General features: G+C 37.2%; 12 protein-coding genes. 4 read left to right on the forward strand and 8 right to left on the reverse strand.

Features of this window, described 5'->3' with window-relative positions; all coding sequences use genetic code 11:
* Positions 1-35 precede the first annotated feature (35 nt).
* A complete protein-coding gene (locus tag MBUR_RS03185; protein ID WP_011498757.1) occupies positions 36-773 on the reverse strand; it encodes an NAD-dependent protein deacylase in 738 nt (245 codons plus the stop codon).
* Positions 774-967: 194 nt separating this feature from the next.
* Between MBUR_RS03185 and MBUR_RS03190 the strand changes: the two genes are divergently transcribed.
* The gene (locus MBUR_RS03190) at positions 968-2,230 is read left to right on the forward strand and encodes a diaminopimelate decarboxylase (protein WP_011498758.1); all 1,263 of its coding nucleotides are present in this window, start codon (positions 968-970) and stop codon (positions 2,228-2,230) included.
* A 124-nt stretch (positions 2,231-2,354) separates the two neighbouring features.
* Here MBUR_RS03190 and MBUR_RS03195 read toward each other — a convergent pair whose 3' ends face one another.
* From MBUR_RS03195 to MBUR_RS03210, 4 genes are all read right to left on the reverse strand, one after another.
* Positions 2,355-5,432 (reverse strand): tetratricopeptide repeat protein, encoded by a 3,078-nt coding sequence (locus tag MBUR_RS03195; RefSeq protein WP_048063195.1) that lies wholly within the window; start codon positions 5,430-5,432, stop codon positions 2,355-2,357.
* A gap of 286 nt (positions 5,433-5,718) precedes the next feature.
* Positions 5,719-6,015 carry a carboxymuconolactone decarboxylase family protein gene (locus tag MBUR_RS03200; protein WP_011498760.1) on the reverse strand — a complete coding sequence of 99 codons (297 nt, stop codon included), beginning with the start codon at positions 6,013-6,015 and terminating at the stop codon, positions 5,719-5,721.
* A gap of 219 nt (positions 6,016-6,234) precedes the next feature.
* Entirely contained in the window at positions 6,235-6,516 is a 282-nt protein-coding gene (locus MBUR_RS03205; protein ID WP_011498761.1) for a winged helix-turn-helix domain-containing protein, read from the reverse strand.
* Complete coding sequence (locus MBUR_RS03210) at positions 6,513-7,289, reverse strand: hypothetical protein (RefSeq protein ID WP_011498762.1); 777 nt, start codon at positions 7,287-7,289, stop codon at positions 6,513-6,515. Before MBUR_RS03210 ends, MBUR_RS03205 begins: the two co-directional genes overlap by 4 nt.
* 100 nt (positions 7,290-7,389) lie before the next feature.
* Between MBUR_RS03210 and MBUR_RS03215 the strand changes: the two genes are divergently transcribed.
* Genes MBUR_RS03215 through MBUR_RS03225 form a run of 3 tightly spaced genes read left to right on the forward strand, consistent with a single transcriptional unit; the run spans position 7,390 to position 10,729 of the window.
* Positions 7,390-8,139: an ABC transporter ATP-binding protein gene (locus MBUR_RS03215; protein WP_048063490.1), complete on the forward strand. Its 750-nt coding sequence runs from the start codon at positions 7,390-7,392 to the stop codon at positions 8,137-8,139.
* Complete coding sequence (locus tag MBUR_RS03220; protein WP_011498764.1) at positions 8,136-9,395, forward strand: COG1361 S-layer family protein; 1,260 nt, start codon at positions 8,136-8,138, stop codon at positions 9,393-9,395. The genes MBUR_RS03215 and MBUR_RS03220 overlap by 4 nt, the downstream gene beginning before the upstream one ends.
* Positions 9,396-9,421: 26 nt before the next feature.
* The gene (locus tag MBUR_RS03225) at positions 9,422-10,729 is read left to right on the forward strand and encodes an ABC transporter permease (protein WP_011498765.1); all 1,308 of its coding nucleotides are present in this window, start codon (positions 9,422-9,424) and stop codon (positions 10,727-10,729) included.
* Between the two features lie 428 nt (positions 10,730-11,157).
* Here MBUR_RS03225 and MBUR_RS03230 read toward each other — a convergent pair whose 3' ends face one another.
* The 3 genes from MBUR_RS03230 to MBUR_RS03240 form a co-directional block, all read right to left on the reverse strand.
* Positions 11,158-11,571, reverse strand: a complete 414-nt coding sequence (locus MBUR_RS03230) for a DMT family transporter (protein ID WP_011498766.1) — start codon at positions 11,569-11,571, stop codon at positions 11,158-11,160.
* A gap of 189 nt (positions 11,572-11,760) precedes the next feature.
* Complete coding sequence (locus MBUR_RS03235; protein ID WP_011498767.1) at positions 11,761-12,885, reverse strand: IS256-like element ISMbu6 family transposase; 1,125 nt, start codon at positions 12,883-12,885, stop codon at positions 11,761-11,763.
* Positions 12,886-13,696: 811 nt separating this feature from the next.
* Positions 13,697-14,821, reverse strand: a complete 1,125-nt coding sequence (locus MBUR_RS03240; RefSeq protein ID WP_011498768.1) for an ISH3 family transposase — start codon at positions 14,819-14,821, stop codon at positions 13,697-13,699.
* Positions 14,822-14,922 lie beyond the last annotated feature (101 nt).

Below are 14,922 nucleotides of genomic sequence, written 5' to 3' on the forward strand. Positions count from 1 at the left end.
AGGTATATTATTATAGTTTATTGATTAAAATTATATCAAGGGTCAATATCAAAATATTCTGCAACGGAGATAAACACATCTCCAAGGTCATCATATAGCCTTTTTGCATATCCGTCAAGGGGTGTTTTCATATCATTCACAATAACAAGTTCCCCACCATTTTCGATCGTATAAAGGGGTAAGCTGGCAGCTGGCTGGACCACCAGAGTTGATCCAAGGACCAACATGAGATCAGCCTTTGAACTTTCCTGTATAGCTTTTTCAATTGTGTCCTGCCTCAGCATTTCACCATAAAAAACGATGTCAGGTTTTACCAGTCCTCCACATTCATTGCAGAGAGGAAACCCTTCTGCCTTAAGCAACTCTGCAATATATTCATAAGAATATTTCTTACCACAAGCAAGGCAGACATGTTCTTGTGGAGAACCATGTACTTCAATAACATTTTTTGAACCTGCCTTCTGATGCAACATGTCAATATTTTGGGTTATGATTGCTTTTATTATCCCTTTCTCTTCAAGTTTAGAGAGCACACTATGCACGATACTTGGTTGCCTGTGTTCAAGGTCGTAGATGAAACTCTTTGAATGAGCATAAAAATATGCCGGATCTTTGTTGAAGTGATCTATCGAAAAAATAAGGTCTGCATCAAATTTATTGTATACCCCGGACCTTCCCCGAAAATCGGGTATGCCTGAAAATGTTGATACACCTGCACCTGTAAGAACAACACAATACTCTGAGTTTTCCAGAAGGCTAAATAGCGCTTTCATAAATAGATTGCAACTTTCATTATATAAAAACCATTATAGCACCATTATAGCACCAGTATAGAACCAGTATAGAACCAATACATGTTATTCTCTTGCATTTCCCTCTTGACCGGAAGCAATTTTCCTTATCGAAAATAGTATTAACTTTAAAGTTAGTAGAGTGATTCAGAAACACTAAAGGAGACCTAAATATTATGGTATCAAAAACACTTCCATTCACAAAAGAACAGATACTGGAAATAAAGAAGCAGTTTCCAACCCCATTCCATATCTACGATGAAAAGGCCATCCGAACCAATGCAAGAAAACTCAAAGATGCGTTCAGTATAGTAGAAGGCTTTCAGGAATTCTTTGCAGTCAAAGCACTGCCAAATCCATACATTCTTAAAATACTAAAAAGTGAAGGCTTTGGTGCTGATTGCAGTTCGCTTCCTGAACTTCTGCTTGCAGAAAAGACAGGTATTGTTGGCGAGAATATCATGTTCAGTTCTAACGACACTCCTGCAGAGGAATTTGTAAAAGCTAAAGAACTTGGTGCAATCATTAATCTTGATGATATCAGTCATATCGAATTCCTTGAGAAAGAAGCAGAACTTCCCGAGCTTGTTTGTTTCAGGTTCAATCCCGGACCATTGAAAGAAGGTAATGCCATCATTGGAAATCCAGAAGAGGCAAAGTATGGATTTACAAAAAAGCAGCTTTTTGAAGGTTACAGGATGCTAAAGGAAAAAGGTGTCAAGCGTTTTGGCCTTCACACAATGGTAGCATCGAACGAACTCGAACCATCATACTTTGTTGAGACAGCAAAACTGCTCTTTGAAGTTATAGTTGAGATATCAAATGAGCTTGATATTCGATTCGATTTCGTCAATCTTGGCGGTGGAATCGGCATCCCTTACAGACTCGATCAGGAAGCGGTTCCTTATGATGTCATTGCAGAAGGTGTCCGTGACGAATATGAGAAGAGCATCAAGGCAAACGGTCTCGACCCATTGAAAATTTACCTTGAATGTGGCAGGACGATCACAGGACCATATGGATATCTTGTCACTGAAGTAAGACACCTTAAGCATATCTATAAAGATTATGTCGGTACCGATGCATGCATGGCAAATCTCATGAGACCAGGACTTTACGGTGCTTATCACCATATAACCGTTCTTGGAAAGGAGAACAAGCCGGAAGACCATCTGTATGATGTTACAGGTTCACTCTGTGAGAACAACGATAAGTTCGCAATTGATAGAATGCTCCCTGAAGTAGAACGTGGCGATATTCTTGCGATCCATGATTCCGGTGCCCATGGCCATGCAATGGGATTCAACTACAATGGGAAACTCCGTTCTGCTGAATTACTGTTAAGGGAAGACAGCAGCGTTGTCCAGATCCGAAGAGCAGAAACAATTGAAGATCACTTTGTAACTCTTGACCTTGATGGTCTTGTGGATTTCAGCTGAACTTAGAGAGGAATGGATCTTCTGAAAACTCAATTTCAGGATAGACTTTTCTTTTTTATCCTTTTTATTTTAATCATCAAAGCGGGTACTTTTTGTTATAAAAAAAAGGATCGAACTCAAAGAGTCATTCCTTTACTGAAGTTGTTCCCGGCATGTCTTCACCATCATACCATCTGCTTGGTAGCTCATAAACAATTGCTGGATCATATTCATCCGGTGTAAAGAACTTTGTTCCCCTGTCATCAAGCGCTACTATAAATTCAGGATCGATCACATCTAGTTTCTTACGTTCAGTTTCTGCGGAAACCGATTGTCCTACCCTATAGTGTGCAAACCTTTTGTTATACAGTGCAGAAGCTGCATTTGGATCGATCGCAAGAGCCTTTTCGTAGTATGTGATCGCAGTGTCCACATCTCCGCGTATATTAGCAATATATCCGAGATTATACCATGCAGTAATACTTTTTGGTTGCAATTCAACAGCTTTGAGGTAGAACTGTGTTGAACCTGCATAGCTACTTGTCAGATATGCCACATTTCCCTTATTATACCATGCTGCAGCATCATATGGATTTTTGGCAATGACCAAGTCGTATTGGTCCATTGCACCGATATAATCACCCAGCATGTACAGATTGAAACCTTTCCTGCTCAATGCAAGACTGTTCGCTGGTTCATTTATCAGAACAATATCGTAACAATCGTTCGCATCCTTGTAAAGCCCAAGCTTTTCGTAAACATTGCCTTTCTTCATAAGCACCGATGGATCATCTACTTTCATCTCCAATACTTTATCGTAGTTGTTGATCGAATCTTCAAACAGTCCAAGATCTTCAAGTACAAGAGACTGCGCAAGTAAAACATCAATGTTCTGTGGATCTGAGCTAAGGACCTTGTCATAGGAATATACGGCATCTTCTAAATTTCCGAGATTGTAAGAAGCCAAACCCCTAAGATACCATGCTTCTGTATTATCTGTATCAACCTTTAAAAGTTTATTATAAGAAGCAAGTGAGCTTCTATAAATACCGATCTTATCATAAGCTTGACCTTTCTGGAGCAATGCAGTCTTGTTTTCCGGATCGAGATTCAAAAGGCCATCATACGCCTGGATCGCATAATAATAATTACTTGACTTGTAGACGTTCTGTGCAAGAGCGAACCATGCATCCTTGTAGCTGCTATCGAGATCAACGGCCTTTTCATAGTTGTTTATTGCACTAGACCTATCCCCAAGCATTTCATATGTTTGCCCTCTCATGTACCAGGTAACACTGGAGTTTGGTTTGATCATTATAGCTTTATTATATGATAGCAGAGCATTCTCATAGCTCCCCTTTACAAACAATGAGCCACCTTTTGCAACCCACGCATCATATCCATCTGGAACAACACCGATAAGATCGACATTATTCTGTTCCATTATAGCTGCATTGTAATCGCTAATACCCGTCATACCTTTAATGATCTCGAAAATATCAAAAATCGGACCTATGTTCTGTGAGGGGATGGCAGATGAATGATTTAATCGTTCTACTCTGCTGATATCTGCTTCCATCTGGAAACTTGCAGCGGAGTTGGAACTATCCAATGATATAGCAACTCTGTAACTTTCGATCGCATCTTGGTACAGACCAAGTTTATCAAGGGTCCTTCCTTTTCTATAATAAGCATCTGAAAAATCAGAGTTTTGTTCAATGACCTGATCATATGCAGCAATGGCTTCACTGTGCTCATCCATATGAGCAAGGTCCAAACCAAGTGCATACCATGCAAGAGTGAACTGAGGATCAAGTTCTACAGTTTTCCTGTAACATGAAACAGCTTCTTTATATCTTCCAGTAGTATCAAGGTCATAACCTTTCAGATACCATACATTTGGACAAGATGGATCTCTCCTCAATGCTTCTGTATAGCATATAATGGCTTCATTATAATTTCCTAATTTATCAAGTGCAAGAGCTTTTTTATACCATACAACAGCGTGCTTTGAATCCAGTTCAAGAACCTTTTCAAAACTAAGGACCGCTTCTTCATAGTCACTTAATCCAAGATACAGAGTACCTTTGTCATACCATATCTTTGCAGAATCACTGTTAAATGAAGGAATTGCCGCATAACACTCCGAAAACTGACTGGTGTTCAAACTTGCTATTGCTGGATTGGACGTATATATTTTAGCAATGTTATCCGGATTTATCTTCAGTGCACTATCATAACTAACCAGTGCTTCATCGAACCGCCCGATTTTATTGAGAACAAGTCCCTTTTTGTGCCATGCATCAATATTATCGGGATCAAGCAATAGAACCTGCTCAAAACTGTTTATTGCCTCGAAATAATTACCAGTACCTTCAAGCGCAACCCCGAGGTTAAACCATGCTTCTGCATTGTAAAGATCAAGAACAAGTACTTCCCTATAAGAGATGATCGCATCTTCCTTTTTATCGAGCTTGTCATAGTCAAGTGCTTTGTTCCACCATACTTTCACATCAGTGGAATCGAACTCTATCGCTTTGTTGTAGGACTCGATAGCTTCTTCGTAGAGGCCAAGACTATCAAATGCCTGCCCCTTTGAATACCAAATAGTTCTATTATCAGGGTCTATCTGTAGTGCTTCATCATATAGTTCAATGGCTCTTTCTGACTTACCGTCCCTTGCATGATCAAGACCTTTTTCATAAAGAGTCATTGAATGCTCAAGTTGTATCTCAAGAAATTTTTCATAAAGTTGAATTGCTTCCTCATTCCTTCCAAGTCCTTCAAGTGACTTGGCTTTATGATAAAGTATCATTGATTCGTCAACTCCAAGCTCTTCTATAATGTAAGCTGTAGAAGTTGATCCATTCAATTCACTTGTATCATTCAGAGTGTTGCCTAAAATATATTTTGAAATGGACATAAGGGCTTTATCATATGTTTTGATAGCATTCTCATAATCACCTTTTTTTGCCAATACCATACCCTTTTTAGTAAAGATCAACGGGGATCCGGGTTGCAACTTTAGAATATGATCGTAAGTGGCAATCGCCTCATCATAATCGCCATAAAGATATTGAGCTGCTGCCTTATTTTCAAGAGCAATTCGGTAATTTGGGTCAGAAACAAGTGCTAGATCGTATTTCTCAATAGCCTTATCATAAGTCCCATTCAGCATCAGAGCTACTCCTTCTTCATTGAAGGACCTGGCATCATATCCCATACATTGAGCAGGAAAACTCGATGCCAATATTATAAAAGAAATTAGAAGCAGACTAAATGCCGACTTACTCATTGTACCTACCCAAAGCTAAAAATAAATAATAATATTATATTACATTTTTATATATAAATATAATCCCAATCAAATCTCCCCATACTTTAAAATATAATGCAATAGACTCGTAATGTTTATTGTTGACTTTAGATTCGAATTGTTCAACCCAACCAGATATGTCCACTAAAACTTAACAATTCAATTAAAAGTATGGTCGATCTATTTTTAATAATCACTCATCAGTGCCATCAAGTATTTCGTCATATGCATTTGTCCAGTGCAATTGTGACCCTGCTGCTATGAACGTTGCAATGGCGATAGATTCAGCTATTTCTTCTTCAGTTGCACCGTTCTGTTTTGCCCTTTCAGAATGTATCTTAACACATTTTTCGCAGCGCATAAGTACTGCCGATGCGACCGCAATAAGTTCTTTTGTTTTTATATCAAGCGCATTTGCCCTGAATATAGCAGATCGCAAGTCTCCAAAAGCTTTTGCAGCTTCGGGCATTTTATCATCTAAAAATGTCATGTGTACCTCGGCAATTATAATTATTTAAAGTCTGCTTTTTCGCTGTGAATGTATGATTTTACATAGAACTTATACATAGCCTTTTCCACTCATCTGAGTTTAAAAAAAACTGGAACGAATATTTTACCCCTAACACTAATATACTTCCATGTTTTAGTTTTTTGAAGGCGGATGAACATAGGATATAAAAACCATTTTAGAAAAAAGGTAAACTACAATTCAGAGACCAAAGTCTGCGAGAAAATTTACGAAATCCTGATATTTATCCAGAAAAGTTCTCCCCTTGTCTGTAAGTGAATATATCTTCCTTTTTTCCTTGTAAGGCTTAGCTTCAATAAGTCCCTTTTTTTCAAGATCTTTCACATATTCTTCGAACATCTGGAAAGAAAGATTAGAGAACCTTTGAAGTTTTGTTGGACTAATCGAATTATTAGATTCGCGTATAACTTTAAGAATATCCCTTATAATCTCCAGACGGCTTCTTTTCTGGAAAGGTTTCATATTGTTAGAATGCGACTCCATTTTCTAATACCTTTAAGGATAATTATATAAGCAGTAATTGTGAGCCCATTTATAAAAATTGTTGCAATGCTTGACTCTGCTATGAGGTCTGCAAAAATCCCCAAAAAATTCAATGTAAAAAGCATGATCAGCCCTAGATAATATGGATCTTTTATTGAACCCAACCTTCCGGAAGACCGAAGATTGCTCTTAATTAATAATAGTATCAAAGCAAAAATTAAACCTTTATAGACCATTCCCACTGCAAATCCATATGCTTCACTCAATAAACTATAGATTATCAGATCAATGAATACAAAGAACATCAGACCTATGAAAAATAATACTTTGATTGTCCTCTTTGTCGAGACAGAATCAAGATGCCTCCATGTAATTGTGTAAAGTAATTCAGATCTGGCTATCCAGAATCCAAATAAAGCAAGGACCAATGCAGGTACTCCCACAATAAGAAAAAAATATGTTCCTATTAAAATGGAAAATTTCAACATTATAAATGAGATCACAACTGTAAGGAATGAAAGGTTCCCGATTCCAAAGAATAAAAAAGCGTTCTTGAAATGTTTAAGTCCCTGATACTGACTGATAGAATAAATCTTCGAGATCTCCAAATATATCATCAGTGCAAGAATAGCCATCAATGGATAGGAGATAAGATCAAGTACAATATCTGTTGCAGTATAGCTTGAATTTATCTCAGTAGATAGATCCAATAGCTCTTGTGGTATTGTTGAATTAAGAACACTTAGATCCATGAGTGTCACTATATTCTGAGTAATATATAAAGAAAATGTAGTTGAACTATATTTTTCAACTACCCATTGCTTTTATACACGCAACATTATTATGCAAGATATGACAGAAACGCTGATCGAATTTCGTGATGTCTGGAAGATATACCAAATGGGTGAAGTACAGGTAGATGCCCTGAAAAACGTTTGTATCGAGATAGAACACGGTGAGTTCACTGCCATTATCGGACCTTCCGGCAGCGGTAAATCCACAATGATGAACCTTGTAGGATGCCTTGATGTTCCTTCAAAAGGTGATATTTTCTTAAAGTCCAGAAATATAGCAGACATGACCGAGTCTGATCTTTCTACTCTCAGGGGCAAAACCATCGGTTTTGTTTTCCAGCAGTACAACCTTATTCCCGGAATGACAGCTCTTGAGAATGTCCTCCTGCCATTAGAGATACAGGAAGTTGAAGATGACATTGCTCTGGAAAAAGCAACAGAAGCCCTTGAACTTGTAGGTTTGTCTGATAAACTGAGCAACAGGCCAAGCCAGCTTTCGGGCGGTCAGCAACAACGTGTTTCAATTGCACGTTCATTGGCCTGTGATCCCGAACTTATTCTTGCGGATGAACCCACTGGCGCTCTGGATAGTAAGACCGGGCGTGATGTCATGGGAATACTCTATCGTTTATGGAAAGAGAAAGGAAAGACCATAGTGATGGTAACTCACGACATGGATCTTGCACAATACGCTGCAAGACATATCGTTCTAAAGGACGGGATGGTAGTCCGCGATGAAATAAATGATAATTCTTCGAAAAACGAAGATCAAAATAATAATATTCCAAAAAAGGAGTCTTTGGTATGAAATTAAAATATATCTTTAAAATAATGATATTATGCATGGTCATTACAGTTCCCTTCGGGCAAAATGCCATGGCAATAAATACTCTTGATAAAGGAATAATGGTCGATATGCTCAACCAGAAACCAGATCCGGTAAAACCTGGCGATATACTTGAAGTAAGGTATTCCATCCAGAACACAGGTTCAAGTGAAACAGGAAACCTTGTTGTTGAAGTGGTTCCAAAATATCCATTCAGGAAAGTATCAGGCTCAAACCTTATTGAAAATATCGGAAAATTGGGAAGGCGTTATGAAGATGATAGAAGCAAGGTAGTTAAAATTGAGCTGCTTGTTGATAACAATGTCAATGCAGGTCAGTATCCACTGGAAGTTCTGGTCTATGAACAAGGCAACAAAGATAATGTCTGCATTACCCGAGAGTTCTATATCGATGTTGATAGTGAATCAAATGCTGAGATCGAATCCATCAGTCTTGAAAAACTTGTCCCGGGCAAGAAAACGAATCTGTCATTTGTAATAAAGAATGTTGGTAATTCTCCATTAAAGAACGCAATGTTCTCCTGGGAAAGCACAAGCGACCTTGTTTTGCCTGTTGGTTCAAGTAATGTAAAATATATCAATTTTATTGATATCGATGGGAACGCAACAGTTGATTTTCAGGTGTTAACCAATGTGAACACTAAACCCGGATTGTACAAGCTCGATATGACACTTACTTATGATGATGTCGAAGAACTGAAGACAATAACCCAGGCTGGAACACTTGAGAACCAGAAGCGCAAGACCATTGAAAGTAAAGCAGGTATCTACATTGGCGGTGGAACGGATTTCGATATAGTATTCGTTGAAAGGACCATGAATGGAGACTATTCCTTCTCAATATCAAATATAGGTAATAATCAGGCAAGCTCAGTTACTGTATCCATTCCTGAACAAGAAAGATGGAGCTTAAGTGACGGTTCCAATTCTGTAGTTCTGGGAAGCCTCCAGAAAAGTGATTATACCCTTGCAGACTTTGGCCTGGTCCCTGGCAGCTATGGAGAATCCTTGCCTTTGAAGTTCCAGATAGCCTATACTTCAAGTGACGGTGAAAGAGAGATACAGGACAAAGAATTATCAGTTTATGCATCGAGAACTGATACATCACAAAGCGCTGTAAAGAGTAATTCATCAGGAAGTAACAACAATTTAGTTCTTCTGACGTTTGCACTTCTTGTTGGCGCAGGCTTTGTCCTTTATAAAAAGAAAAAGCTCTGAGATCTCCGGTTTAAGAGGTGCATAAAATGAAACCGAAAAAAATATTCAAAATATCACTGAATATGGTCAAAGCCAACAAATTACGCAGTTGGCTGACCATCATAGGTGTTGTTATCGGTATAGCCTCTGTTATGACAGTTGTAACTACCGGTGAATATTTTCAGGATCAAGTAACGAAGACGCTTGAAGATTTCGGAGGAGACGGTATCACTATTGTTGCTTCCGTTCCTTTCATGATGAACGAAGAGGAGAGTGTTGGCGAACCTGTGACCGAGAATAAGGAAACTAACCAGTTCATTGATGATCCCGGTTCTGAATCTCAAGCACAATTGACAAAAAAAGATGTGCAGACCCTTGAAAGAATATCAGCTATCGAACACATCAATGTAAAAGTTGAATCTTTTCCCATGTTGAGCATGGGCAATGAAGAAACATCGGTACATGTAAGTGGTGTTGACCCGAAGGTCTGGTCAAAAATGACCACCGAGGACATAGGTGAAGGACGATTGCTTAAAGCAGGTGACAAAAATGTGGTCGTTATCTCTGACAACCTTGCCAACGAGGCATTCAAGGATAAGAAGATAAGACTTAATCAGCTTATTCTGTTGAACGGAAAATCCTATCGCGTAGTTGGTATTCTCGCAAAGGGCGATGGTCTTCTTGGTGGAATGGGAGGGCTTTTCGGCAGCAGTGTATTCATGCCATTTGAGGACATGTATGTAATGGATCAGGATAATGAATATTCTACTCTACAAAAAGGCGTCTATGACTCCATAGAAGTTAAACTTTACAAGAATGCGGAGCTACAGCCTGCACTTGATGAAATGGATAAAAAGCTCAAGTTATCAAGACGTGTTAATGAGGACACAAAAGATTTCTACATACATTCACAGCAGGAAATGATGGAAAGCACAAATAAACTGATATCCGGCCTGACCGCATTCCTTGCGTTCATTGCAGGCATTTCATTGTTAGTAGGGTCTGTGGGTATTGCCAATACAATGTTCACTTCCGTGCTTGAAAAAACTAAAGAGATAGGCATTATGAAAGCCATCGGTGCCAGAAATGAGGATGTTCTTCTGATATTCCTCTGCAATGCAGCATTGATAGGACTTGTAGGCGGTATAATAGGAATTCTATTTGGAACTGCATTTGTACAAGTGATAGTATACCTGATATCGATGCAATTGAAGATACCGTTCGTATTCACATTAAGCGTAAAGGCTACCGTTGTGGCTACTCTGGTTTCCATAGGAGTTGGTCTAATCGCAGGTTTCATGCCTGCAAAAAGTGCAGCGAAGTTGAATCCGGTAGATGCTTTAAGATATGAATGAGATCGATAAATTAATGATGAGAACTGAAAAACGAGGCTATTCAGTTCTCATATCTTTTTTTGGCAAGTCCTTTATTTTGTATCCCAGTTCAAGTATAGAATTTAATTTATTCTTAACATCTTAAAATGTTACATTTAATTCAGTAAATTGATGTAGACATAACTTTATTCCAAACAAAAAACAGCCCCACCGTTAAAAAAAAAGATGATCAATACATCTGTATTGCAAATCCTGCAAAAGCTGCCAAAAGTATTGATACGAATAAAACAAATGGTCCATTAAATGTTTGTTTTGTTACTGATTCCATGGTATTACCTCCATTGTAGCTGAAAGTAACCATAGTCAAAACACTCATCCCTATGAGGACTTTGTAATTAGTTTTTATATTATATAAATGTACCCATATATTCAAAGTGAATATAATACATTTATGCCTTTTCGGAAAGATAAACACCCACAAAAACCAATACCGCACTTACAAGAACGTATAGATTAGGAAGGTTTCCAAGAATTATGCTGTCACCAAAAATCGCGATTGGAGGAACAAAGTAAAGACCATTGGTAGTTGTGCTTGAGCCTGCGAGGTCTATTGCTTTGTTCCATAAGAGGAATCCAAGAGCAGAGCCGAGAATAGCCAAATACATGAGGATAACAATCGCTACTACAAGATCAGACTGGGAAACAATGTCGACCCTCATGTCCCTTGCCTCTAAAAGTGCAAATGGGAACAGGAATATCGTACCGAACATAGTGATGTCACGGGAAAGGATGACCATATCCTTCGACCTGAATTTATCTATAATGGTAGTGTAGAAGACCCATGAAAAGACCGAACCGAACATTAGAAAATCACCATGAGGATTAAGTGCAAGGTTGAATTTTCCGTTAAGTATCCCGAATTTGACAGTTTATAAAAATTAATGTTAATTTAGGTGGTATTTTGCTTATTTTCCATCAATGTTTGCCCAATCTGTGACTAAAATCGGTAGTGTCCCTTAATTGCTGTAACTTTATCCTGTACCCCTCTATGCTTAGTCTTCCATCGTTAAATATCTATTTCCCGTAATCCAATTTTCATTTTGATCGATCAATACTGCAACCACTAATCTCATCAATGATTCATCATTTGGAAACGCTCCAACAACTTTCGATCTTCTTTTGACCTCTTTATTCAATATTTCAACCATATTTGTTGTCTTTATCCGTTTCCAATGTTCCTTTGGAAATGCTTGATAATTGGTCAATCCATGCTGAAATCTCTCAATTGTTTCTGCTGCTTTCTCAAATCCAGGTCTATCCCATTCAACCATCAATCCCAAGAGTTTTGTTTGATCATCCTGTACTTCTTTAAATGATTCCATCGCTTCCTTGTGATGTTTTCTTGGTAATTTCTTTAAAATGAGTCTTTCCAAATGTACCATACACATTTGCCAACTTGCTCCTAAGAATTGCCTTTCAACAGCTCTTTGGATACCCTTATGCCCATCTGAAATGACTAGTTCTACCCCTCTTAATCCTCTTTTTTTCAGATCGGTAAACATTTCCTCCCAAAACATAGCCTCTTCACTGTCAGCAATCTTAACACCTAATATCTCACGATATCCATCATTCTTTACACCTGCAACAATAAACACTGCTTTGTTTACATATCGTACTCGATCTCTAACTTTTAGATAAGTAGCATCAACATAAAGATACTTAATTTCATGCTCAATAGGCTTGTTCATAAATCCATGAACAGTTTTGTCAAGATCTTGAGCAATCCTTGAAACACGTGATCTTGAGATACTTTCCACTCCTAATTGTGAAATTATTTTTTCAACTTTTCTTGTTGAAACACCTTGAACATATGATTCAACAATGGCATTTTCGATTGCTTTTTCAGTTCGAGAGTATCTTTCAAATACTTGGGTCGTGAACGGAAAGTCTCTTAGTTGTGGTTTTTTGAGTGTAAGTTCTCCATGTCTTGTTGTCAGTGACCTATCACGATACCCATTCCTATGAGCTGTTCTTGTTATGCTTCGTTCGTGCTTTCCTGCACCAGATTGTTCTATTGCTTCCTGTTCCATAACTTCGTTTAAGAAGTATGTTATGAGGGGTTTCAAGGAAACGTTGCTGTCGTTAAGATAATCTGATATTAAATCGTATAATTCCATTGTCCTGTTCCTTTTTGTTGTTGTAAACCTAACAAAGGTACAGGACTAATTATAATTTACAGCAATTTAGTGACGCTATCGCCGAAATTTAAAATAATACAAAAACCAAGCAAACTCAAAGTAAAACCTAATGTTTTATTTTCATATTTTATTGGATACTTTTCGAATATTTTATGATCAATTTTATTTTTTGAATTTGACATATTTATACTCTTAAATTTAAAAGGAACTCTCTTGTAAGGCTAGTAAAGTCAACAAAGAAGGATTTAAATAAATATAATAAATTCAAAAAATAAGCTTTAATTAAATTCCATTGTTTACCGATAACTACCACCGCTGAGATAATTACTTTTAACAAGTGGAAGTTTTAATGGTACTTATCTGTATTGAATTTTTTTCATTTGTACAAATAGCAGAAATTCTATTAGACAAGTATGTCCTGACAGGCAACATTTGTATTTTGTGAAAGCTTGAATTATTTAAAGGTTTGAATCTTACCTCTCGCGTAATATTTCGGTATGTCGTTAAGACGAAAACCCGAACTCTGAATTTTAATGTCAAGTGTTGTTGGATATAAACGTATCTTGAAAAGTGAACTCCTCGAAATTTTAAATCTGTATTATTTGGAGAAATTTTCGCCAAAAGCTCTACTCAAAAGTCTCAACATTTAACATTTTTAGACATGGTTATATAAATATATATACTATGAAATGCACATTGAAGGTAAGGATATTTCAAAATTTGAATTAGGGGTCATTTTGCAATTTCAGTACTTCACTAATATTCCCTCCACTAAATAAATCATGCAAGGTTACCTATAACATTTCACTACTAACTTTACTTTCAACTTTTTTCTCACCCATTCCTCAATAAAGTGAACAAATAAATCAAATCTGAAAACATCTTCTTCTATCGTTTTCGGTCCCCTTTTCACCTTCATAAAATGCATTCTCTGAATCGATAACCATGCATTTTTCAGCATAAATGATATCAACGCATAGAAATATCGTAGCATTGGATTTCTTGAAGATGTTTTCGGTTTCACCACATTCCGCATTCGATATGATGATTCAATAGTAAATCGTTTCCTGTAGATCGTGCTAATCTTTCCTGGTTCCCAATCAATTCCATAAACAACAAACCCTAAATTCTCACAACCATTCTTCCCCCTCTTTCCTTTCAGATACTTAACATCAATAGCAATATCAAGTTCTACATCTCCTTTCTTATTCTTCATGACGTACTTTTCATAACGTTTTTTATTTCCATCAAGAAGATCCTTTATTCTTTTTCCCATCCTTACAACAGGAGTAATATGTGGAATCTCATTCTCCTGTAAAAATGCAAAAACATCTCTGGAGTAAAATTCTCGGTCCAAACAAAGAACATTGGTCTTAAGATTGATTTTATCAACTAGATCTATGAAATATTTAAGATAATCTGTCTTCGTTCTGCCTTTTTCTACAGGCAACATGGAAATTGTAAATCTGGTGTATTTGTTTATGATGCAAAGAGAAATGTAAGAGTAGAATGAGTTTGTTGATTTCTTAGCTTGTCCTCGAATCACATAGTTCTTATTGATAGCATCCACTTCTCCATAGTATGGATCATTTGTATAATCAATGGCAAGATCATACTTTTTATTTGAATCAAGGGTTTCGTGGGATGATTGCAAGAGAATCTTTGCATTGTTTTCAATGAGCTGATCGAAATCAATCTTATGCAAATGATATCTCATTGATGTTTCACATGGAGTCTTATGATATTGTTTACCAATCGAATGAATTGAAAGTTTAGCGGTGGACATTCCGAGAATATTAGTGAAGAGGTCTTTAGGAGTAAGTGATCCATTTATTGAAATGGGAATGTTGTCCAGAAGTGGTGGTAGAACCGTTTTGATACAGTGAGCAGGTGTTAATTCTAGTCGTGATAACATGGAATGGGCATTTTAAAGGTATATAAATGTGCCGAATGGTATTGATTTCGTGAATTATGCCAAAATTAGAGAACTACTGAATTTGGTTTTTGGGAGTACAA

The organism is Methanococcoides burtonii DSM 6242 (assembly GCF_000013725.1).
In the GTDB taxonomy this organism is placed as follows: Archaea; Halobacteriota; Methanosarcinia; order Methanosarcinales; family Methanosarcinaceae; genus Methanococcoides; species Methanococcoides burtonii.

Bases quoted from the DNA above. Each gene is read 5' to 3' on its own strand.
- MBUR_RS03215 (WP_048063490.1), top strand. From the start codon at position 7,390: ATGACAGAAACGCTGATCGAATTTCGTGATGTCTGGAAGATATACCAA.
- MBUR_RS03195 (WP_048063195.1), bottom strand. From the start codon at position 5,432: ATGGGATATGATGCCAGGTCCTTCAATGAAGAAGGAGTAGCTCTGATG.
- MBUR_RS03200 (WP_011498760.1), bottom strand. From the start codon at position 6,015: ATGACATTTTTAGATGATAAAATGCCCGAAGCTGCAAAAGCTTTTGGA.
- MBUR_RS03210 (WP_011498762.1), bottom strand. From the start codon at position 7,289: ATGGATCTAAGTGTTCTTAATTCAACAATACCACAAGAGCTATTGGAT.
- MBUR_RS03230 (WP_011498766.1), bottom strand. From the start codon at position 11,571: ATGTTCGGTTCGGTCTTTTCATGGGTCTTCTACACTACCATTATAGAT.
- MBUR_RS03185 (WP_011498757.1), bottom strand. From the start codon at position 773: ATGAAAGCGCTATTTAGCCTTCTGGAAAACTCAGAGTATTGTGTTGTT.
- MBUR_RS03240 (WP_011498768.1), bottom strand. From the start codon at position 14,821: ATGTTATCACGACTAGAATTAACACCTGCTCACTGTATCAAAACGGTT.
- MBUR_RS03190 (WP_011498758.1), top strand. From the start codon at position 968: ATGGTATCAAAAACACTTCCATTCACAAAAGAACAGATACTGGAAATA.
- MBUR_RS03225 (WP_011498765.1), top strand. From the start codon at position 9,422: ATGAAACCGAAAAAAATATTCAAAATATCACTGAATATGGTCAAAGCC.
- MBUR_RS03205 (WP_011498761.1), bottom strand. From the start codon at position 6,516: ATGAAACCTTTCCAGAAAAGAAGCCGTCTGGAGATTATAAGGGATATT.
- MBUR_RS03220 (WP_011498764.1), top strand. From the start codon at position 8,136: ATGAAATTAAAATATATCTTTAAAATAATGATATTATGCATGGTCATT.
- MBUR_RS03235 (WP_011498767.1), bottom strand. From the start codon at position 12,885: ATGGAATTATACGATTTAATATCAGATTATCTTAACGACAGCAACGTT.